This window comes from Chitinophaga sp. GbtcB8 (assembly GCF_019091455.1).
Taxonomy (GTDB): Bacteria; Bacteroidota; Bacteroidia; order Chitinophagales; family Chitinophagaceae; genus Chitinophaga.
The window spans coordinates 16403-37566 of record NZ_JAGXJN010000012.1; the positions used below are offsets into that span (position 1 = coordinate 16403).

Sequence of the window (21164 nt, forward strand, 5' to 3'; positions counted from 1 at the left end):
CAGGGCATTGAGCATTAAATCACTGGCAGGACAAACCATTTACTACGGATTAAGTAATATAGCGAGCAAACTGCTCAACTATTTCCTGACGCCTTTTTACCTGGGAATAATTACCCCTGCCGATTTTGGGGAGATGAACAACGTGTATGCCTACATTCCCTTCATGAATATTGTGCTTACCTATGGTATGGAAACGGCCTTTTTCCGCTTTGCCAAAAAGGATAACCGCCAGCAGGTGCTCAGCAGCGCTACTATTTCCCTGCTGATCTCCACGGTAAGCGTAACCCTTATATTATTCCTGTTACGCGGCCCGGTAGCCCATTCCTATGCGGGTAACCTGGCGGGGTTAACGGCCCATCCCGGGTTTTACTATTATGTAATACTGATCATGGCGTTTGATGCGCTAACGGCTATTCCCTTTGCGCAGCTACGGCTGGAGGGGCGGCCCATCCGTTATGCGGCCATTCGTATAGCCGGCATTGCAGCCACTGTTTTCTTTAACGTGTTTTTCCTGTACCTGTGCCCCCTGCTTTACCAGGCAGGCCACCATTGGGTGCCCAATGTGCAGGTGAATGCAGACCCGCTGGGGTATGTGTACCTGAGCAATATGCTGGGCAGCGGCCTTACCTTACTGTTATTTGTGCCGCAGATCTTAAAGATCCAATGGAAGTTTGATGCTGTACTGTGGAAGCAGATGGTACAATATGCCCTGCCGCTGATCATTGTAGGTATGGCCGGTATGGTAAATGAAACCTTTGACCGGGCCTGGTTCCTGCCGCAGTTCCTGCCGGGTAATGATATGGAAGCTAAAAAAGTGATCATAGGGCTGTACAGCGCCAATTACAAGCTGGCCATCCTCATCACCATGTTCATACAGGCATTCCGGTTAGGTGCAGAGCCTTATTTTTTTAAACAGGCGGAAGGCGAAAACCCACAACGGATATATGCCCGTATTATGAAGCTGTTTGTAATACTGCTTTGTTTTATGTTCCTGTTTGTAAGCCTGTACCTGAATGTTTGGAAGATCTTTTTACGCAAACCTTTCTACTACCAGGGTATGCGTATAGTGCCGGTGTTGTTGCTGGCCAATATGTTCCTGGGTATTTATTATAACCTTACCATCTGGTTCAAACTTACGGACCGTACGCGGGCCGGCGCTGTTATTACACTGATCACCGCTGCGCTGGCCTTTTTATTTAACTACTGGTGGATACCTGTTATGGGCTATTATGGCGCTGCACTGGCCACCATGGTATGTTACTTTATCCAGATGGCGGTTTGTTATGTATGGGGGCAAAAACATTACCCGGTACCTTACCACCTGCCCAGGATCCTCACCTACATTGGCCTGGCAGTAGTAACCTGGTTTGTATTCCACTTACTGAATACCCACCTGCTTTCCCCTGGCAATGTATATGCTTTAAAACCACTTTCGCTGATCGTAGCTACCCTCTTATTTGCGGCATACGGCTGGTTTATATTGCGCATGGAGCGCAAAGAGTTTCAGCGGCTGCCTTTTGTTGGGAAGTATCTCCGGTAACAATTACACAATAAAGGGGCCGCATGTACGTGAAATGCATGCATAACGATTATTAATTATTTCAGGAAAGGATTGTGTAGTTTCTCAAACCCGATAGTAGTGGCAGGTCCGTGCCCGGGATATACTTTTACGGCATCGGGTAATACAAACAGCTTTTGACGGATGCTGTTCAAAAGGGTCTGGTGATGGCCGCCCGGCAGGTCTGTACGGCCAATGCTCTGGTAAAAGAGCACATCGCCCGCAATTACAAACTGTTCCTGCGCGCAGTAGAATGATACGCTGCCCGGGGAGTGCCCGGGTGTAAGCAGCACCTCCAGCTCATAGGCGCCCAGGGTTATTTTTTCCCCTTCTTCCATATAACGGGCAGGCATAGGCGAAGGCTCAAAAGGTACATTATACATAGCGCCTGCCTGGGGCGAACGGTCCAGCACCGGCTGTTCCAGCTTGTGGATCTCCAGCCCTACATTAAAGGTTTTTGCTATAAGGCGGTTCCCAAAAATATGATCCAGGTGGCAGTGCGTATTTAGCAGGCGGGTAACATTTAACCCCTCTTTTTCGATATACTCCAGTAATTCTTTTCTTTCTTCCTCAAAATAACAGCCAGGGTCTATAATTATGCAATCCCTTTTTTCGTTAATAAGCAAATAGGTGTTCTCCTCGAAAGGATTGTAGGGGAAATATTTGATTTCAATCATTGTTACCCGATTTTTGCTAATTTTAATTCAGATACAATATTATCAATACTTTCTGTATGAACAGATTTACTACCAGGTTATTCTTCACCGGTACCCTATTACTAACCACGTATTTTCTATCCCAGGCACAGACTAATACTGTTGAATTCGGGCAAAACCGTGTACAGCACAAGAATTTCAAGTGGCGGTACTATCAAACCCGGCATTTCAACACCTATTTTAGTCAGAACGGGCTGGAATTGGGTAAGTATGTGGCCCAGGAAGCCGAGAAGGAATTACCCTCGCTGGAACAGTTCATGGAGTTCTCTTTCCGTCAAAGGCTGAATATAGTGGTCTATAACAGCTTTGGGGAAATGAAGCAGTCCAACATTGGTATTGGTGTAGACTGGCAGAACACCGGCGGGGTTACTAAACTGGTGGGTAATAAAATGATCGTTTATTTTGATGGCGACCATAAACACCTGCAGAACCAGATACGGCAGGGCATAGCCCGTGTAATGCTGGAAACCCTTTTGTTTGGTGAGGATATCGGCGAATTTGCCGGTAATGCTGTATTGATAGATTTCCCCAAATGGTTTACAGATGGCTTTATTGCCTATGCGGCAGAGAACTGGAATGCGGAAAAAGATGAAGAGCTGAAAGCCATCCTGCAATCCGGTAAATATACCAAGTTCAATTCCCTTGCATATGACCATCCCCTGCTGGCCGGCCATGCATTCTGGTTTTATGTGGAGAGCAAATACGGGAAAGATGCCGTGCCCTACCTCATGTATATATCCCGTATAAACCGGGGCCTGAAAAGAGGTTTTGAGCAGGTGCTGAGCCAAACGCCCAAAAAGGCTATGGAAGATTTCATGATCTACAACCTCAGGAAATACCAGCAGGATAACCGCCGCCGCCGGCAAATAGCCCGTGGCCGCACCGTGGTAACGCGTGAGGTAGGTAAATCTGACTTTTACCGTTTCCAGGCCAATCCCCGGAACAATTCCTACGCTGTAGTAGAATTTAAGAAAGGCCTGTACCGCGTGCAGATACAGGTTGGCGACAATAAACCTAAAATACTGCTGCGCAGCGGCGTAAAACAGCTGGCCAACCAGCTGGATCCCAACTATCCGCAAATAGCCTGGAACCAGAAGGGTAACCGCATTGCCGTTGTTTATGAATATGAAGGCCGCACCCGGCTGATGGTATATGACCTGATCAGCAAGATCACCACCAAACAGGACCTGAACATGTTTGACCGGGTGATAGATATGAAGTACTTCTTTGAATTTGATAATACCCTGCTGCTCTCTGCTGTTAAGAACGGGCATACGGATATTTTCACCTATAACATCAGCAACTACAAAACAGAACAGATCACCAACGATGTGTATGATGACCTGGACCCTTCTTTTGTAGCCTTCCCGGGTAAAAGCGGTATCATTTATTCATCCAACCGCCCTTCGCCCACGGCACGCAGTGCAGATACCGTGCTGCCCGGCGGCCGGTATAATGTATTCCTGGTTGATAACTGGAACAAGACCTCTGAAAAACAGATCTCCCAGCTAACAGATATGAAGTATGGCGATGCGCGCCTTCCCATGCAGTATAATAACACACACTTTACATTTGTAACGGACGAAAATGGTATCCGTAACCGCTTTGCCGGTTTCTTTAAATCGGAAAGAGCAGGTGTGGACAGCTTATTCTTTGTAGGTTCAGAGATCCTGCATAACCCGGATCCTTCTGAGCTGGATTCTGCGCTTTCCTCATATGGCGCTACTGCTCCTGATTCCGTGGCAGCAATTACCATCACTAAGGATTCAACCTATGTATTCCCGGTAAGCAACTACCAGTATGGTATTAAAGAATCCCGCATAGCGGGCGACCAGGGAATGGTATCTGAAGTAACGGCCATTAACAATTTTAAACGTTTGGTGAAGCTGAAGGTAGATACTACGGCCTTGCGTAAACGTAATGTAACGGCCCGGCCTACCGCCTTCCGCCAGTACCAGATGCACCAGGACAGTATCCGTATGGGATTGCCTACCTACCACGGACAGCAGCCTCCCAGGGATACTGCCAAGAAGCCTGACTTTTTCCAGAACGAATTTGGTAATGAACCGGCAGACAGCAGCGCAGCAGTGCAAGATGGCATACCGCCCATTTCAATACCACAGATAGAAGCTGTGCTGAAAAAAGCGCGCCTGCTGCCGTATAAGCTCAAATTCTCATCAGACTACCTGATTGCACAGATAGATAACTCCGTACTTATTAACAAGTACCAGCCCTTTACCGGCCCGCCGGTAAGCCCCATCCGGTTAACAGACCCGGTGAACGGCTTAATTCGTATAGGCGTGAGCGATCTGATGGAAGACTATAAGTTCAGCGGCGGCTTCCGTATTCCTTCCTCCCTGGATGGTACGGAATACTTTGCCTCTTTTGCTTACCTGAAAAAACGATTTGATTATAAATTCACTTATTACCGTAAGGTAGATAAGGCATCTTTGGGAGATTTTTATCCCATTAAGCTGAAGACCAACCTGTACCAGCTGGAAGTACGTTATCCGTTTGACGAGGTACGCAGCCTGCGCCTGCAAACCGGCTTCCGTAACGACCGTATGGTGATACTGGCCTCTGACGATCAGAGCCTGAAAGTGCAGGACTTCAGCGAAAACTATGCGCTGGTACGCCTGGAATATGTGTATGACAATACCATTAACCCGGCTATTAATATCTGGAACGGTACCCGGTATAAGATCTATGGCGATATGAACGCACAGCTTTCCGGTGACCTGAATGGCTTCTTTAACCCCACCGCAGCGGGTAAAGGCAAATTCACCTACAACATGGGTATTGATGTGCGGCACTATGAAAAAATATACCGCAACTTTATATGGGCTACCCGTTTCTCTGCCGACCTTTCATGGGGTACCCGCAAGCTGCTGTACTACCTGGGTGGTGTAGACAACTGGCTGAACCCAAAGATCAATACCAACACACCGGTAGACCTGACGGCCAACTACGGCTTCCAGACACTGGCGGTGAACATGCGCGGATACAAGCAAAATGCCAAGAATGGTAATAATGTAATGCTGTTCAATACAGAGCTGCGCCTGCCGGTGTTTGCCACCTTTATTGAGAAACCCATTAACTCTGCCTTCCTGCGCAACTTCCAGCTCACCTCTTTTATAGACCTGGGTACTGCGTGGAATAAAACGCTGAACTTTAAAGATGCCAACTACACTTATTATAACGGCAGCGATGGTGTAACGGTGAAGATCAAAGAAGGCTTCCTGGGGCCCTTTGTAGGCGGTTATGGTTTTGGCGCCCGCACTACTATTGCAGGTTACTTCCTGCGGGTAGATGCCGGCTGGCCAATGATCGCGTTCTTCCGCGGCAACCCAATCTGGTACTTTGGTATGGGCGTAGATTTCTAAGCAAATACAATCATCTTTATACAGCAAGGGGGTGTATCATTAAACGATACACCCCCTTTTTAATTGATATAGGGTATCCGGACAATAGATAATTTCTTTTTATTTAGGCGTGGCAGATCTTAAGTGGTAAAGAATATGCATGAACAAACCCATGCAAACAGTAAAACCCCATACATGACTATACTCCATGGGATGTAATACCATGGCGCCTGTTTCCCGCAACAGCGGCACCGGCTGCACTACCAGGTCCCAGCTGTTCCAGCGCAGGTAACGGCCAATGTATACGCCCCAGCCGCATAAAAACATTACCGGTAAAATAAACAGCTGTACCGGCCATTTGGGAAAGCGGGTTATAAACATACCCTGCATTTGCTTAATGGATATAAAACCCAGCAGCAGGCCGTTCCAGGCAAAAGACAGGATCAATATCAGATCAAACCACATAGGTGCGCCGCCTTCCGGTAAATGATACAGGTCTGTAAGTATATAAGGTGCATTGGGCAGGTATAACAGCCATAAGCAGAACACAGGGATCCATACCGGTAAGGGCCATTTGCTGCTGTCTAAGCGCCGCATCATCCAGGTTACGTAATAGGGCACCCAGGCCAGGAACAGGTTCCACAGCAGAAAGGTATATTTCCAGCTGCCGGTATGGATACAGCGGAACGTTAATAATATTATACTAAAAGTAACAGCCAACCACAAGGCCTTTCTGCTGCTACCTGCTATGGTAGGTAATTGCATACGCATTTAATGCTTAATTGAAATGTTGAATAATGGTTTGGTTTCAAAACCGCTATTTAAAGAAAACCGGCAGAAATACCACCGCACCGGTAATTACGGCTACCATGGCGGCTATGAGCACGGCGCCGGCCGCTACATCCTTGATCCATTTTACGCGGGGGTGGTAGTCAGGCGACAAATGATCCATCATTTTTTCGATAACGGTGTTCAGCATTTCCGTTATCCATACCATGCCTGTAACAATACTAATGGCTATCCACTGCACTGCGGTAATATGGCTCCAGGCGCCCAGCGCTATTACCAGCACCGTGGCTACAGCATGTATGCGGGCATGCGGCTCTGATATTATAAAAGCAGCAATGCCGCTGAAGGCATACCGGAAACTGTGCAGGCGGCGGTGCAGGTAGTTCTTTTTAGGAGGCATCATGGTTGTTTGGTTTTTGGGCCGTGCTTTCCGCTATCCATTTCCACCAGAAAGCAATACAGGTAAAATAAATAAAAAAGTGGATCAGCGCATCGCTAAGGAATGAACATTGGCGGTCCAGGATCCAAACACAGGCCCCTGTTAGCAGTATAGCAGCAATGGTTACCAGGCTGCCGGTTATGCTAATGGGAATGTATGCCCATCCATATTTTTTAAACCAGTACCGTCGCATAACGCGCTCTTCCGTTCCCCCGGTACTTTTGACAGAATAGCTTCCAGTACGGGCAGCATTTGATTGAGCCCTTTGGTTTTGATAATGAAGTTCCATAAAGGTTCAAATTTTTTCCAGCCGCCGGCGTAGGCAAAATGTTTCAGCATATGTTTCAGCTCCGTATGTGCCAGGCTGGCGCTGATAATGTTGCGCCAGCTATAGAAATTGCGGTAGGCCCAGTTGTAGCCCTGCTCCAGCTGCGCTGCTGAAAGGCCGTTGGTGCGGTATACCACATGCCGGGTATCATACAGGTCCCAGTTGCTGTGCAGCAAACGGCCCTGCTGCTGCATTCGTTTATACAAGGCCGTGCCCGGGTAGGGCGTGAGTATATGAAAAGTGCAGGTGGTAATACCATTGTTCACTGCCCAGTCTACCGTGCGTTTAAACACATCTTCATGATCATCATCCAGCCCGAATACAAAGCTGCCATTGATCATAATACCCAGGTCGTGCAGGCGGCGGATGGCCTCCGTATAGTCTTTCCCGATATTCTGCTTTTTGTTGCTTTGCTGCAGGTTATGGTTGCTGAAGGTTTCAAAACCTATGAACACACTGCGCAAGCCCGCTGCTGCAGCCTGTTCTATCAGGTTGCCGCGTAAAATAGCTTCCACGGTAGAGGCGCCCTGGAACACCCGGTTCATGCCCTGCATGCCATCAAACAAAGCACTGGCAAACTTACGGTCGCCCAGCAGGTGATCATCCAGGAAATACAAGTGGCGGCCCGGCAGGCGGTCTATTTCCGCCAGGGCTTCATCCGCCTTTTGCACATAAAAAGAACGGCCGCCTTCAAAAAAAGCATCCTTGTAGCAGAAATCGCAATGGTGCGGGCAGCCCCTGGACACTACAATGGAATTGGGCACCAGGTACAGGTTACGCCTGATCAGATCCCGGCGTATAGGTGGTATGCTGTGCAGGGTACGTTGCTGTGAAGTGTAGATCTTTTGCGTGCGATGCTGTTTAAGATCTTTAAAGAACTGCGGAAAAGTATCTTCACCGGGACCGATGAAGATACTGTCCGCATGAGGCATAGCCTCTTCCGGCAACGACGTTACATGCAACCCACCCAGGCACACATAACAACCTTTGCTGCGGTAATGATCTGCAATGGCATAGGCGCGGTACGCATTGGTAATGTATACCTGTATGATCACCAGCTGCGGATCATCATCCAGCTGCAGTGTTTCTACATGCTCATCCTGCAGGGTGATCTCATCATCCGCATCGCAGTAGGCCGCCAGGGTAGCCAATCCCAGCGGGGGAAACAGGGAGTACTTAATGGGGCGCCAGTAGGGGCTTTTGGCTTCCGTTAATGCCGGCAGGATCATTTTAATTTTCATCAGTATATTTTTTATTTATACCGTTCACAATGTCTTTTTATTTGTCTCTATGAACCTCCTTCCGGTTTGGCCGGATAACTTGTTCCGAACTTGCTTCGGAAGAACTCCGCACATACATCATGCGTTTGCATTCTGATCGTATGCGATATTACCGCCCAGTGTATTCCAACGGATCTTGCGGCTAAAGTACATGACGATGGCAAGGATGATGAATAGGCCCAGGCTGCCCATGAGCAATGCCTGATCTTCTGACTGGATGATCACATAAATAAACCCGTACAACGTAAGCAGGGTGCCGCCTACAGCCAGCGTGGTACCAGCTTTTCTGAACACGCTGGCCGCGTAGGCAGTTACCAGGCTTAGGGTTAACAGGGTGGCAATGATATATGCCAGGTTAAAATTCAGCTGCTCAGCAAGGGCAATCAGCAAAGTGTAAAAAATGCATAAGGCCACGCCGATGAGTATATATTGTAATGGATGAACGCTGTGATGTTGCAGTAATTCTATAAAGTAGAACAGGAGGAAGGTAAGGCCGATGATCAGTATAGCATATTTCACGGCCCGCATGGATTTGGCATAACCATCTACCGGTAAAAAAAGCTTTACGCCAAAGTCCGCATCTGTAATATCATATTTATCTCCCACACTCCAGCTTTGGGGAAAGTTGCGGTTCAGGTGCAGCACCTGCCAGCTGGCGGTAAAACCTTTAGCCGTGATATCGCGCTTTTCCGGCAGTACAGAGCCATCAAAGCTGGGATTGGCCCAGGGTGCATTTATATTTACCCGGGTAGTTTTGCCTACCGGTGAAAAATAGATAAGGCCGGATCCTTTAAGGCCCAGGTTAATGGAAAAGCTGGCCGTGTCGCTATTGGCTACCATAGCGCTTAAAGGAATGCGTGTTTGCACACCATTACCCAGTAAGTCAACGGCGGGAGTGCCGGGGTTGCAGACATATGGCTGTCCGTTCCATAATACCTGCAGCTGATTAGTGATGCCGCGCATGTCTGTAATACCGATTGACAGATACGCCTCATCCCACAAAAAGCTGGTAGCCGGTATATTCAGCGCTGCGGGGTCGGGTGGGGTAAAGGCGCCGCTTAGCTGTAACTGAGAGCTGTACACGGCCACTTCATAAATACCCCGCTTGCGGATCTCCGGCGCCAGCTGCCCGTTGATATTGAGCTTATCCGGTAAAAAACATGCTTGTTTGCGGATCAGCTCTTTCTTCTCATTCAGCTCTGTGTAAGGTACTACCAGCACCGGGCCGGTGATGGTTTGCTCGTTGGCCCATTTGCTGCTTACTTCCTTGGTAGCATCGGTTTGCAGGTGCTCCCGTTCAGAAATAAGGCCCATGATCATGGCAGTGGGAATAAGTAATACCAATACCAGGAAGCCAATTACCATGGCTTTAATGGAGTAGGAATTACGTTGCATAAATGTTTGCTTCCCGTTGGTTTGCGGTGTTTCCATGTTTTAAGTTTTAAAAAGTACTTTGTATTTCAAAGTGTAGGGATAAAAAAAATTTCACTCTAGAGACCTGATCATATTTTCCAGCGCAGCCAGGTGACCTTTAAAGGCTTTCTCTCCGGCTTTGGTAATGGAATAGGTGGTATTGGTCTTACGGCCAATAAAACCCTTGTGCACTTTCAGGTAACCGTTCTCCTCCAGCGTGGTCAGGTGGGAAGCCAGGTTGCCGTCTGTTACTTCCAGCACCTGCTTCAGGTCGTTGAAGCTCACCTCCTCATTCACCATGAGAACGCTCATCACGCCCAGGCGAATGCGGCTGTCGAATAATTTATTGAGATTACCTATTGGATTCATTGCATCACAATTTCCATAAATTAATTGGAGAAAAATATGCTTTCCTGTTTTCAGCCTTCTGCATTCACTCCTCTTTCATATTTCCACCACATTACAAGGCCATATATTATATGGAGCACGCCAAAGCCCAGGGCCCAGAAATAAAGGCCGCGGCGTAAAAAGAAGATATTCAGGATACCCAGTATAATTTCCGTAATACCTAAATAACGTATATCCGTGAGTGTATATTTACTGGCATTTACCAGGGCCAGGCCATAGAACACCAGGCAGGACGGGGCTATTAAAGGCTCATAGTTATTATACATTAAGCCCAGTATAAAAAAACCACCGGTTACCAGTGGCAGGCATAGATTTACTGCAACTTTGCGGGAAGTAGCATCCCAAATGGGCAGGTTATTACGGCGGGCTTTGCGCCAGGTAAAATAAGCGCCGCCGGCCAGGGTGATCCCTAATACCACGGCTGCCAGGATGATCAGCTTATAACGCAGTATAGCGTAGTCGGCATCGTAATAACTGCCACGGGTATCCCAGGCAAGATAGTAGCTATGGATCCAGAGGTAAGCCACTGTGGCGCCGGCCAGGCCGCAAATGCCGGCCCATACGCCGCTTAAGCCGCTAAGGGATATGAAACGGCTGCTACGTTCCATTATGCGTTTAATATCACTTAACGTTTCCAGATGCTGCTGTTCGTTCATATAGAAAGCACTTTGTAATTCAAAGTTAATGCAAATATTGGATTAACAAAATTATTTGATGTGTTAGGTAAGAAAATGATTGAGGATCATTGGATATAGGATTTGTTAAAGTTGGTTTTGTGCTTTATTGCTGTTTAATACGGAGAGGTTCTTTGTAGGTCATGCGCCCGCCTGCCGAATAAGATTTGCTAACATTGGTTAGTGATAGTGCGGTATAATATTATTGTTTTCTTAATGGCGGGTTCTCTTGTAGGTCCAGCAACGAACTGTGCCTGCCTGTTTGGCAAACGATGAAGCTTTTTGTTGTCGTAGCAGGGTTGGTGGTCTATTGGGCTTTATCAAGCGAATGACGCCAGCCAAGGTCCGTTGTTTGGACCTACAAGAGCGGGCGTCACAGATCACGGTTGCGGTAGCACTGCTATTGCGCTGGCAGTTCAAGGATTTCAATGACACATTATCCGCAAACATTCCGGTACAAATGGGAACCAGAACCAGTTGATAAGCAGCTCTGCCAGGCTATTACTGCCCACTCATTTACTGCCTGCTCATTTTATCCAACGCTGCTGCAATCACCCCGCAGGCCTCTTTAATCTCCTCCTTACTAATAATCAATGGCGGCGCTATACGCAAACATTCCGGTGCAAACAGGAACCAGTCGGTGAGCAGGCCCTGGCTGATGCATTCATCTATCACCTTTTTGTTAAAGGGAAAGTCCGCTAACTCAATTGCCATCAGCAGGCCCTGGGAGCGTACTGCTTTAATGGCCGGGTGCTGCAGGTATTGGTGAAAAAGCTGCTCCTTTTCTTTAACCGATGGAATAATATCTTCATCCAGCAAGGCATTCAGGGCTGCTAAGCCGGCGGCGCAGCTAACAGGGTGGCCGCCAAAAGTGGTAATATGCCCCAGCACCGGGTTATGGGTAAGGCTCCACATAATATCGCGGGAGGAAATAAAGGCCCCTAGCGGCATACCGCCGCCCAGGGCTTTGCCCAGCAATAATACATCCGGCACAATGCCAAACCGCTCAAAACCCCATAAGGCGCCGTTGCGGCCCAGACCACATTGTATCTCGTCCAGCACCAGGAGGGTGCCGGTTTGGGTACACTTTTCGCGCAGGGCGTGTAGCCATTCCTGTTGGGGCGGGCGTACGCCTGCTTCGGCCTGCACGGTTTCTGCAATTACGCAGGCAGTGCGGGTAGTAATATGCTCCAGTGAGCTGAAATTATTATAATCCAGGTGCTGAATATCCGGCAGCAGGGGGCGGTAGGCATTGCGCCATTCCTCCTGCCCCATAATACTCAACGAGCCCTGGGTAGAGCCATGGTAGCTATTCTTAAAGGCAATGATCTCTGTACGGCCGGTATATCGTTTGGCCAGCTTCATGGCGCCTTCTACTGCTTCTGTACCGGAGTTGGTAAAGTACACGCTATCCAGCGCAGCAGGCAGGTGCTCCGTTAATCTGGCGGCAAAAGCTACCTGGGGCGATTGTACCAGCTCACCATACACCAGCAGGTGCATGTATTGCTGCGCCTGATCCTGTATGGCCTTTACCACCTTTGGATGGCAGTGCCCAATATTACATACACTGATGCCTGCAATAAGATCCATGATGCGCTTGCCTGCTGCATCCCACATATACATTCCCTGGGCTTTGGTGATCTCCAGCGCCAGCGGGGCATCTGAAGTTTGTGCTACATGCCGTAAAAAAAGCTGCCGGTTGTTCATACAAATGCGAAGGTAGTAATTATACAAGCTTTTAGCTGTTGGTGATCAGCGCTTAGCTTTGGGAAAGAAAAATGGCCGGTTATAATAGAATAGAAAGAATATGCGTTCTATCTGATGGGCCATTATGGATTATTATTTGTAGCGGTTAACTAATAACTTGCAGCTATTACAACTAACGGTTAAAAGTTAATTGCTAACTGCTATTAAATCTATAAATGATGCCTGTTATACTACCAGTAAAAGGAATACAGCCGGAATTTGGCAACAACTGTTTTATTGCTCCCAACGCTACCATTGTAGGCGATGTAACTATGGGCAACGATTGCAGCATATGGTTTAATGCCGTGGTGCGGGGCGATGTGAACAGTATTCGTATAGGCAATAAGGTGAATATACAGGACGGCGCCGTTATTCACTGCACCTACGAAAAAACAAAAGCCATTATTGGCAACAATGTATCCATAGGCCATAACGCCATTGTGCATGGCTGTACCGTAGATGATAATGTGCTGATAGGCATGGGCGCCATTGTAATGGATAATGCCCGTATTGGCAGCAACAGCATTATTGCCGCCGGGGCAGTGGTGCTGGAAGGTACCCAGGTAGAGGCAGGTACCATTTATGCCGGGGTGCCGGCTAAAAAGGTAAAAGACATCAGCCAGGAGTTGATCAGCGGCGAAATAGACCGGATTGCTAACAATTACCTCATGTATTCAGGCTGGTTCAAATAGTAAAAAATCATTATATTGCAGTAAATTACAAATTACAGATACCTATGAAGAAACTTTTACTCCTGATGTGGCTTACCGCTATGGTGGCTACCGGGTGTGCTACACAAAACGGCTGCCCCGCCAATAACTTTTATACCAAAGGCAATAAAAGTGAGAACCGGAAGGCCCGTAAACAAATGGACAGCCGCGTATTCTAAGCTATTCCATACCCTATGCGACACAAAATTACCCTATTACTGATTGTTGCCGGCCTGCTGACCATGAGCGCCTGCAAAACACAGAAAACCGGCTGTCCTCAACCCAAAAAGAACTGGGGTGCGGAAAAAGTGCTGGATGAGCTGAATAAACCCAAGAAACGGGGTTAATAACGTTCTTCTTCTATGGTTTCCAGGATGGTAGCGTAGCTGATGTACCTATCTGTATCTATCTCCCCCCCTTCTACGGCGGCTTTTACCGCGCAGCCAGGCTCATTGATATGCAGGCAGTTATTAAACTGGCACTGTGTAATATAGGACTGCATTTCCAGGAAGTAATGCGATAATTCTGTTTTAGGGATGTCTATGATCCCGAACTCCCGCAAACCGGGGGTATCTATTATTTGCCCGCCGCCCGGCAGGTCAAACATTTCTGCAAAAGTGGTGGTGTGCAGGCCTTTACCGCTCCAGCCGCTTACTTCTTTTGTACGCAGCTGCATACCGGGCAGCAGCTGGTTAATAAGGGAGGATTTGCCTACCCCGGAGTGGCCGGACATTAAGGTTACCTTATCCTTCAGCACTTCCTGTACCTCGGTTATCCCTTCGCCCTTAGCGGCGGAAATAAGCAGCACCGGGTAGCCAATATCCGTATACACATCTGCCATTTCCAGGAATTTTTCCCGGTCCTTTTCTTTCAGCAGGTCTTTTTTATTAAACACCAGAACAGCTGGAATGTGGTAGGCAGCGGCCGTTACCAGGAAGCGGTCTATAAACCCGCGGGAGGTGCGGGGCTCCTTAATGGTGCATACCAGCACTGCCTGATCCAGGTTGGCGGCTACAATATGTTTGTGCGATCTTTTATGGGGAGAGCTGCGGACAATGTAATTGCGGCGTGGCGCAATTTCCGTGATCATGGCATTGGCCGCCTCTTTTTCTTCTTCCACTACTTCTACAATGTCGCCCACGGCAATGGGATTGGTAGAGGTAATGTCCTCATCCATCTTAAAAACACCTTTCATACGGGCCTGGTAAAACCCGCCATCCACTGTTTTTACCTGGTACCAGCTGCCGGTAGATCTGTAAACGGTTCCTTGCATGAAGGGGCGAAGTTACGGTAAACTACGGAAAGCCGTGTACCGCAGCACCACTTCCAGCAGCAGGCAGGCCAGGGCCAGCATAGCCAGCGGGAAGAAATGTTCTGCGTAACGTTTATAAGAGGTGATCTCTACCTTGGTTTTTTCCAGCTTATCAATTTCATCGTAAATGCGCTGTAAGGCTACGGTATTGGTGGCGCGGAAGTATTTACCGCCGGTTTCAGAAGATATTTTTTTCATCAGCTGCTCATCGATCTGCACATCCTGCATTTGCATCTGTATGCTGCCATCCGGCATAGTCATGGGGAAGGGCGCTTTGCCATAAGTACCAATACCAATGGTATATACCCGGATCTTAAAGGCTTTGGCTATTTCCAGCGCGGTAATGGGATCTACCAGACCGGTATTATTCACCCCATCTGTAAGCAGGATAATGACCTTACTCTGGGCTTTGCTGCTGCGTAAACGGTCTACCGCGGTGGCCAGTCCCATTCCAATGGCAGTACCATCCTGCAGCATACCGCTTTTTACCTGCATGATCTGGTTTTCCAGCACCGCATGGTCTGTAGTGATAGGGCATTGCGTAAAACTTTCGCCGGAAAAGATCACCAGGCCAATACGGTCGCTGATGCGTTTATTCACAAAATCCACGGCTACTTTCTTGGCGGCTTCCAGGCGGTTAGGCTGCAGGTCTTCTGCCAGCATACTGCCGGAAATGTCTATACTCAGGGTAATGTCTATACCCTCACTGTCAATATTTTCAGAGGTATTGCTGGTTTGCGGGCGGGCCAGCGCTGTAACCAGGGCTGTAAAAGCCAGTACACGCAGTACCAGCAGCACCGGCCGGAACTGTACTTTCCAGGATACCGGCAGCCCTTTAAGGCCCTGTATGGAAGATACCTGCAAAGCACCCTGCTGCCGCTGCTGTTGTTTAAAATACCAGTAAATAAGCACCGGTACCAGTAACAATAACCAGAAACACCAGGGATAGGCAAATGTTATATTTTTCCAGATCGACAGGTCCATTAGTTCAATTACAAATTAATCAATTAATTATGCTGAAGGCTTAATGCTAAATGCGGATCGTGTTTTGTTGCAGACGTTTGCTTTGTGCTTTGTGCTTTCAGCGTTATGCTTTCTGTTTTGCGCTTTCTGCGTTCTGCGTTACCTCCGGTTTTGCGGCCGGTTTGGTCCACTCCACTATTTCAACGGCTTTGTACATACTTTCTTCGTGCTCCTGCGGTGTAGGCTGCAGCTTTGCAAACTTCGCCAGGTCGGCCAGCGACAACAGCGCCCGCAGCTTATCGCGCTGCTGGTTCAGGATGGTCACCGGTTTTATGTTCTGCAACAGTTCTGCCGTAGTTTGTTCCAGCGCAGCTATGCCGAATTGCTCCTCAAAATAGGTACGCAAAATATCCGTGAGCCTTGTATAATATTCTTTCACATTACCCTGTTGCCATACTTTTTCTGCATCCAGCTCTTTTAACAGGCGCAGGGTACGGTCGTACACCGGTTCCAGCGGCACTGCGGGCGCCACTTTTTCCTTAACCGGTCGCTTACGGAAGTATAACCACAGGCCAAGGGCCAACAGCACTACCGCTGCGCCAATAGCCATGTACAGCCAGTAATCCCAAATGTTCCAGGATACGGTGCGCACACTTTTAATAGGCTTAAATGCTTTGGTAGTATCTACGGCAACAGTGTTTACATCTATACCAATGGGCTCCGAAAAAGCAGAGTCCACCATACCGGCAGGGGAAAATACATCAAACCGCAGTGCGGGTATATCCCAGCGGCCGGAGTCAAAGCTGGTAAGGGTAAAGGTTTGTTTAAAAAATGTTTCGTTGTTACCGGCATTGGTAACAGTATCCAGCTTAGAGCGGTCTACTACCTCCCAATGATTAAAGGAATCCGGCAGGTTAGGGAAAGTGAGCCGCAGGCTGGCGGCTTTCAGCTGGTTCAGATCTACTTTGGCAGACAGCTCCACTTTAACCTGTTCGCCTATACGTATCTTATCGGTATCGGCCAGGGCTTTTACCTGGTAATGGTCCTGGGCCAGCAAGCGGAAAGGACACAGGTATCCCAGCAATACACATAAAAAAATACGCTGTAAGATTATTCTTTTTCGCATGATGGTTTTTGCTCCGCTTTAAAACTTATGCCCGGTTCAGGAAAAATGTTTGCAATGCTTTTACGTAATCTTCGTCGGTACGTACGCTTACCAGCTCAGCCCCGCTTTTCAGGAATGCGCTGCGGCAGTATTGTGTGTGCTGCAGGAACTGCTGGGTGTAATATTGCTGCACCCGTTTATCAGCAGCATCCACCCACTGGCGGCCGCCTGTTTCAGCATCCACGGTCTGTATAAGGCCTACCGGCGGCAGCTCTTTATCGCGCTGGTCATACACATGTATACCTACCATATCATGCCGGCGGGAGGCTATGGTTAATGCATCCTGGTAGTCGCCTGCCAGGAAATCGCTCAGCAGGAAAACAATACTCCGCTTTTTAGCGGCATTGTTGAAGAAGCGAAGGGTTTCCCGGATATTGGTGCCTTTCTTTTTAGGTTTGAAAGACAGCAGCTCGCGGATAATGAACAGGATATGTGATTTGCCCTTTTTGGGAGGAATGTATTTCTCCACCCCATCGCTAAAAAATATCACCCCCACCTTATCATTGTTATTGATAGCGGAAAAGGCCAGTACGGCGCATATTTCCGTTGTAAGGTTACGTTTATTCTGGTGCACGGTACCAAATGCAGAGCTTTCACTTACATCCACCAGCAGCATTACCGTTAGCTCTCTTTCCTCTTCAAAGATCTTTACAAAGGGATGGTTGAACCGTGCTGTTACATTCCAGTCAATAGACCGTACATCATCTCCAAACTGGTATTCCCTTACCTCACTGAACGACATGCCCCTTCCTTTAAAGGCGCTGTGGTACTCCCCGGAAAAAATGTGGTTGGAGAGCCCGCGGGTCTTCATTTCTATGCGTCTTACCTTTTTGAGTATTTCTGCTGTATCCACCCAGTCAAATAATTAAGAATGAATAATTAATAATTAATAGTGAAGGCCGGTTAGCTTATGGTACTTCAACGGCATTCAGTATTTCGCTCAGGATGTTCTCAGAGGTTACGTTCTCTGCTTCTGCTTCGTAGGTAAGGCCTACGCGGTGGCGCATTACATCAAAACAAATGCTGCGCACATCTTCCGGTATCACGTATCCGCGGCGTTTCATGAACGCATAGGATTTTGCAGCCCAGGCCAAACTAATGCTGGCGCGGGGCGATCCGCCGTAGGAGATCAGCGGTTTCAGCTTTTGCAGCTTATACTCTTCCGGGTGGCGGGTAGCAAATACAATATCCAGTATATAACGTTCTATTTTCTCATCCATATACACTTCCCTAACCAGCTTGCGGGCCTGCACAATATCGGCCGGGTTTATTACCGGGTTAATGGCGCTCATACCGTCGGGGTTCAGGTTCTGGCGGATGATGTGTCTTTCTTCTTCCTTGGTGGGATAGCCGATCACTACTTTCAGCATGAAACGGTCTACCTGTGCTTCGGGCAGGGTATAGGTACCTTCCTGCTCTATCGGGTTCTGGGTGGCCAGTACCAGGAAAGGCTCTTCCAGCTTAAAGGTAGTATCGCCAATAGTGATCTGCTTTTCCTGCATGGCTTCCAGCAGGGCGCTCTGCACTTTTGCCGGGGCACGGTTAATTTCATCTGCCAGGATAAAGTTGGCAAAGATGGGCCCTTTACGCACCACAAACTCATTGCGCTGCTGGTTATAGATCATGGTACCTACCACATCGGCCGGTAAAAGGTCCGGTGTGAACTGTATACGGCTGAATTTTGCATTAATAGCGGATGCTAAAGACTTGATGGACAAGGTTTTTGCCAGACCAGGCACCCCTTCCAGCAGCACGTGCCCCTGGGCCAGCAGGCCAATTAAAAGGCGTTCTACCATGTAGCGCTGGCCAACTATCACTTTTCCCAGCTCAATATTCAACAGGTCAACGAATGCGCTGGCCTGGTGGATCTTTTCATTCAATTGACGGATATCTTGCGATGTATTCTCCATGCGATGTATGTGTTTTTCAAGTTTGCTAAAATAAACATTCTACTCACAAAACGCTGTAGCACAGCCGGGTTAGGCAGTTAAAGTGCTGTTAATATAATTAAGAATTATTAATTACGTACTGTAAACAGCTGTAGCAAATGGTCAAAATTCTAATTATTCATATCATAATGATTTTCAATTGCATTCATGCTCCGCTTCGCGGAGTCATAATTGAATAATTCGTAATTAACCCGGCGGCCCCAAGTTAATAAAGCCCTGCCATATTTATATCATCTTTTTTTATAACGTACCTTTACAGCTATAACAAATCATTACCTGACAATCACATATATACTTATGAGCGATTTTGAGCAGCAATGGAACGGGGTTATCAACCAGTTAACCGAACGTTTTGGTAAGAAGCCGAATATGGAAGCAATCCTGTTCCTGATAGGCATTCAGGAGTTAGGAAAACTGAAAAAGAAATATACCAAAGAGCAGAAACAGGACCTGATGCATATTGCTACCTGTACCCTGCTAAGCCAAAGCGGCTATTACGAGCTGGACGGCTATGACCAGGACGGTTGGCCGCATTTTAAGGAAACAGCGCCCATTCCCAAGATGGGTATGGCCGAGCAGGAAAGATTTCTGCAGGAGCATATCATTGCGTATTTTGAGGAAGAGGGAGAAGAATAAACCATGCAACCCATTGTCATTAAACCAGTGGAACCCAACATGCTGGAAACCCTGGTACAGCTGGAGCAGCAAACCTTTATGGAAACTTTTGGGCCTACCCACCAACCGGACGACCTGGCTGTTTTTATGCAGGAAAGAAAGGATGCTGCCGCCCTGCGGGAACAGCTGCTGCAGCCGGGCAGCCTGTACTACCTGCTTTACTATGGTGAGAACATAGCTGGTTTTATAAAGCTAAACCTGGGCAAACAGCCGGATGATGCGGCGCATACGCAGCTGCCATCGCCCGTAGAGCTGGAAAAGATCTATGTGCTGAAAGCCTACCAGGGCCATAAGCTGGGCAAAGCCTTAATACAACATGCCTATATCATGGCCCGGGAGCACCAGGCAGCCACCATTTGGCTGGGTGTATGGGAGCATAATACCAAAGCCCTCCGCTTTTATGCATCGGAAGGTTTTGAAAAGTTTGGCGAGCACACTTTTAAGGTAGGCCAGCAATCAGATACGGACTGGTTATTAAAAAAGAGCTGTTAATAATCTTATGAAAAAACTACTACTGTTATTACTGTTGCTATCCACTGGCTTTGGAGCCATGAGCAAACACCGCAAGGTAAAAGTAACCACCCCTTATGGCACCATGATCATTCAGCTGTATGATCAAACACCCCTGCACCGGAATAACTTTATTAAGCTGGCGAAAGCACATTTTTATGACAGCATACTGTTTCACCGCGTAATAAAAGGCTTTATGATACAGGGTGGCGATCCTGAATCCAAACACGCGCAGCCCGGCGTTATGCTGGGTAACGGGGAAAACGGCTATACGGTGCCGGCAGAGTTCCGCCTGGACCTGTTTCACAAGAAAGGTGTGCTGGCTGCTGCGCGGGATGATAACCCGGCCAAAGCATCGTCCGGCTGCCAGTTCTATATTGTGCAGGGCAAAAAGTGGACGGATGCGGAGCTGGACCAGCTGGAGCAGGGACGCCTGGGTGGCCGTAAAATACCGGTAGACCAGCGGGAGATCTACAAAACTATTGGCGGCACCCCACAGCTGGATCAGAGCTACACCATCTTTGGACAGGTAATAGCAGGGATGGAAGTGATCGATAAGATCGCAGGCATGAAAACAGATGGGAACGACCGTCCCTTAACAGATGTGCCCATGAAGATACGGCTGGTGAAAAAGTGGCTGCTGTTCTAACCGCATTGGAGAGTATTGTAATTTCCTTACTTTTACCGCCAAAATCAAACTAACTATGAACTTTCCGTCAAATCTGCGTTACACAAAAGATCATGAATGGATATTGCTGGAAGGCAATATAGCCACCATTGGTATCACTGAATTTGCGCAACGTGAATTAGGGGATATTGTATTTGTAGATATTCCTACTGTAGGCAAAAGCCTGGATGCAGAAGATGTATTTGGCACCGTAGAAGCGGTTAAAACGGTTTCTGACCTGTTCCTGCCCGTTGCAGGCACCATCAATGAAATTAACCAGGAGCTGGAAGGCACGCCTGAGCTGGTGAACACAGACCCTTACGGTGATGGCTGGATGGTAAAAGTAACCGTTAAGAACCCCGCTGATGTGGAAGCCCTGCTGGATGCAGCAGCTTACCAGGCATTAGTAGGAGAATAACAATAATTTAATGTGTAGCTGTGCAAATATGCAGATGTGCAGATCAAGGCCTTCCGCATACCTGCACAGCTGCATATTTATA

General features: G+C 47.9%; 23 protein-coding genes. 9 read left to right on the forward strand and 14 right to left on the reverse strand.

The window, feature by feature from the left end:
* Nucleotides 1-7 precede the first annotated feature (7 nt).
* The gene (locus tag KVT36_RS12865) at nucleotides 8-1540 is read left to right on the forward strand and encodes a polysaccharide biosynthesis C-terminal domain-containing protein (RefSeq protein WP_217603911.1); all 1533 of its coding nucleotides are present in this window, start codon (nucleotides 8-10) and stop codon (nucleotides 1538-1540) included.
* Between the two features lie 56 nt (nucleotides 1541-1596).
* Here the strand turns inward: KVT36_RS12865 and KVT36_RS12870 are convergent, their stop codons facing one another.
* Nucleotides 1597-2235: an MBL fold metallo-hydrolase gene (locus KVT36_RS12870; RefSeq protein ID WP_089906621.1), complete on the reverse strand. Its 639-nt coding sequence runs from the start codon at nucleotides 2233-2235 to the stop codon at nucleotides 1597-1599.
* Between the two features lie 56 nt (nucleotides 2236-2291).
* On the opposite strand from KVT36_RS12870, the gene KVT36_RS12875 reads away from it, so the two are divergent.
* Nucleotides 2292-5657 carry a hypothetical protein gene (locus KVT36_RS12875; protein ID WP_217603912.1) on the forward strand — a complete coding sequence of 1122 codons (3366 nt, stop codon included), beginning with the start codon at nucleotides 2292-2294 and terminating at the stop codon, nucleotides 5655-5657.
* Between the two features lie 99 nt (nucleotides 5658-5756).
* Here KVT36_RS12875 and KVT36_RS12880 read toward each other — a convergent pair whose 3' ends face one another.
* The 8 genes from KVT36_RS12880 to KVT36_RS12915 form a co-directional block, all read right to left on the reverse strand.
* Nucleotides 5757-6407, reverse strand: a complete 651-nt coding sequence (locus tag KVT36_RS12880) for a DUF1361 domain-containing protein (protein WP_217603913.1) — start codon at nucleotides 6405-6407, stop codon at nucleotides 5757-5759.
* Nucleotides 6408-6453: 46 nt separating this feature from the next.
* On the reverse strand, nucleotides 6454-6828 hold the full coding sequence (locus tag KVT36_RS12885) for a diacylglycerol kinase family protein (protein WP_254639968.1): 375 nt from the start codon (nucleotides 6826-6828) through the stop codon (nucleotides 6454-6456).
* Nucleotides 6815-7057: a hypothetical protein gene (locus tag KVT36_RS12890; RefSeq protein ID WP_217604034.1), complete on the reverse strand. Its 243-nt coding sequence runs from the start codon at nucleotides 7055-7057 to the stop codon at nucleotides 6815-6817. The genes KVT36_RS12885 and KVT36_RS12890 overlap by 14 nt, the downstream gene beginning before the upstream one ends.
* Nucleotides 7003-8433 (reverse strand): radical SAM protein, encoded by a 1431-nt coding sequence (locus KVT36_RS12895; RefSeq protein WP_254639969.1) that lies wholly within the window; start codon nucleotides 8431-8433, stop codon nucleotides 7003-7005. The genes KVT36_RS12890 and KVT36_RS12895 overlap by 55 nt, the downstream gene beginning before the upstream one ends.
* Nucleotides 8434-8550: 117 nt before the next feature.
* Entirely contained in the window at nucleotides 8551-9903 is a 1353-nt protein-coding gene (gene creD, locus KVT36_RS12900; RefSeq protein WP_217603914.1) for a cell envelope integrity protein CreD, read from the reverse strand.
* Between the two features lie 54 nt (nucleotides 9904-9957).
* Nucleotides 9958-10254 (reverse strand): transcriptional regulator, encoded by a 297-nt coding sequence (locus tag KVT36_RS12905; RefSeq protein ID WP_217603915.1) that lies wholly within the window; start codon nucleotides 10252-10254, stop codon nucleotides 9958-9960.
* A 50-nt stretch (nucleotides 10255-10304) separates the two neighbouring features.
* The gene (locus tag KVT36_RS12910; protein ID WP_217603916.1) at nucleotides 10305-10949 is read right to left on the reverse strand and encodes a hypothetical protein; all 645 of its coding nucleotides are present in this window, start codon (nucleotides 10947-10949) and stop codon (nucleotides 10305-10307) included.
* Between the two features lie 534 nt (nucleotides 10950-11483).
* Nucleotides 11484-12674 carry an aspartate aminotransferase family protein gene (locus KVT36_RS12915; protein WP_217603917.1) on the reverse strand — a complete coding sequence of 397 codons (1191 nt, stop codon included), beginning with the start codon at nucleotides 12672-12674 and terminating at the stop codon, nucleotides 11484-11486.
* A 215-nt stretch (nucleotides 12675-12889) separates the two neighbouring features.
* On the opposite strand from KVT36_RS12915, the gene KVT36_RS12920 reads away from it, so the two are divergent.
* The 3 genes from KVT36_RS12920 to KVT36_RS12930 are packed head-to-tail and all read left to right on the forward strand — an operon-like array spanning nucleotide 12890 to nucleotide 13770.
* Nucleotides 12890-13405, forward strand: coding sequence for a gamma carbonic anhydrase family protein (locus KVT36_RS12920; protein WP_254639970.1), 516 nt, complete (start codon nucleotides 12890-12892; stop codon nucleotides 13403-13405).
* A gap of 44 nt (nucleotides 13406-13449) precedes the next feature.
* Entirely contained in the window at nucleotides 13450-13602 is a 153-nt protein-coding gene (locus KVT36_RS12925; protein WP_217603918.1) for a hypothetical protein, read from the forward strand.
* Nucleotides 13603-13617: 15 nt separating this feature from the next.
* Complete coding sequence (locus tag KVT36_RS12930; protein WP_156093006.1) at nucleotides 13618-13770, forward strand: hypothetical protein; 153 nt, start codon at nucleotides 13618-13620, stop codon at nucleotides 13768-13770.
* Here the strand turns inward: KVT36_RS12930 and rsgA are convergent.
* The 5 genes from rsgA to KVT36_RS12955 form a co-directional block, all read right to left on the reverse strand.
* The gene (gene rsgA, locus KVT36_RS12935) at nucleotides 13767-14696 is read right to left on the reverse strand and encodes a ribosome small subunit-dependent GTPase A (protein WP_217603919.1); all 930 of its coding nucleotides are present in this window, start codon (nucleotides 14694-14696) and stop codon (nucleotides 13767-13769) included. The genes KVT36_RS12930 and rsgA overlap by 4 nt on opposite strands.
* Nucleotides 14697-14708: 12 nt before the next feature.
* Entirely contained in the window at nucleotides 14709-15719 is a 1011-nt protein-coding gene (locus KVT36_RS12940) for a VWA domain-containing protein (protein WP_217603920.1), read from the reverse strand.
* A 103-nt stretch (nucleotides 15720-15822) separates the two neighbouring features.
* Nucleotides 15823-16824, reverse strand: a complete 1002-nt coding sequence (locus KVT36_RS12945; protein ID WP_217603921.1) for a hypothetical protein — start codon at nucleotides 16822-16824, stop codon at nucleotides 15823-15825.
* Nucleotides 16825-16849: 25 nt separating this feature from the next.
* Nucleotides 16850-17674: a DUF58 domain-containing protein gene (locus KVT36_RS12950; protein WP_254639971.1), complete on the reverse strand. Its 825-nt coding sequence runs from the start codon at nucleotides 17672-17674 to the stop codon at nucleotides 16850-16852.
* A 97-nt stretch (nucleotides 17675-17771) separates the two neighbouring features.
* Entirely contained in the window at nucleotides 17772-18773 is a 1002-nt protein-coding gene (locus tag KVT36_RS12955; RefSeq protein WP_217603923.1) for a MoxR family ATPase, read from the reverse strand.
* A gap of 336 nt (nucleotides 18774-19109) precedes the next feature.
* On the opposite strand from KVT36_RS12955, the gene KVT36_RS12960 reads away from it, so the two are divergent.
* Genes KVT36_RS12960 through gcvH form a run of 4 tightly spaced genes read left to right on the forward strand, consistent with a single transcriptional unit; the run spans nucleotide 19110 to nucleotide 21082 of the window.
* Complete coding sequence (locus KVT36_RS12960) at nucleotides 19110-19448, forward strand: hypothetical protein (RefSeq protein ID WP_217603924.1); 339 nt, start codon at nucleotides 19110-19112, stop codon at nucleotides 19446-19448.
* 3 nt (nucleotides 19449-19451) lie between these two features.
* Entirely contained in the window at nucleotides 19452-19979 is a 528-nt protein-coding gene (locus tag KVT36_RS12965) for an N-acetyltransferase (protein ID WP_217603925.1), read from the forward strand.
* Between the two features lie 7 nt (nucleotides 19980-19986).
* Nucleotides 19987-20646 carry a peptidylprolyl isomerase gene (locus KVT36_RS12970; protein WP_217603926.1) on the forward strand — a complete coding sequence of 220 codons (660 nt, stop codon included), beginning with the start codon at nucleotides 19987-19989 and terminating at the stop codon, nucleotides 20644-20646.
* 55 nt (nucleotides 20647-20701) lie between these two features.
* Nucleotides 20702-21082 carry a glycine cleavage system protein GcvH gene (gcvH, locus tag KVT36_RS12975; RefSeq protein ID WP_217603927.1) on the forward strand — a complete coding sequence of 127 codons (381 nt, stop codon included), beginning with the start codon at nucleotides 20702-20704 and terminating at the stop codon, nucleotides 21080-21082.
* The last annotated feature ends 82 nt before the right edge of the window (nucleotides 21083-21164 follow it).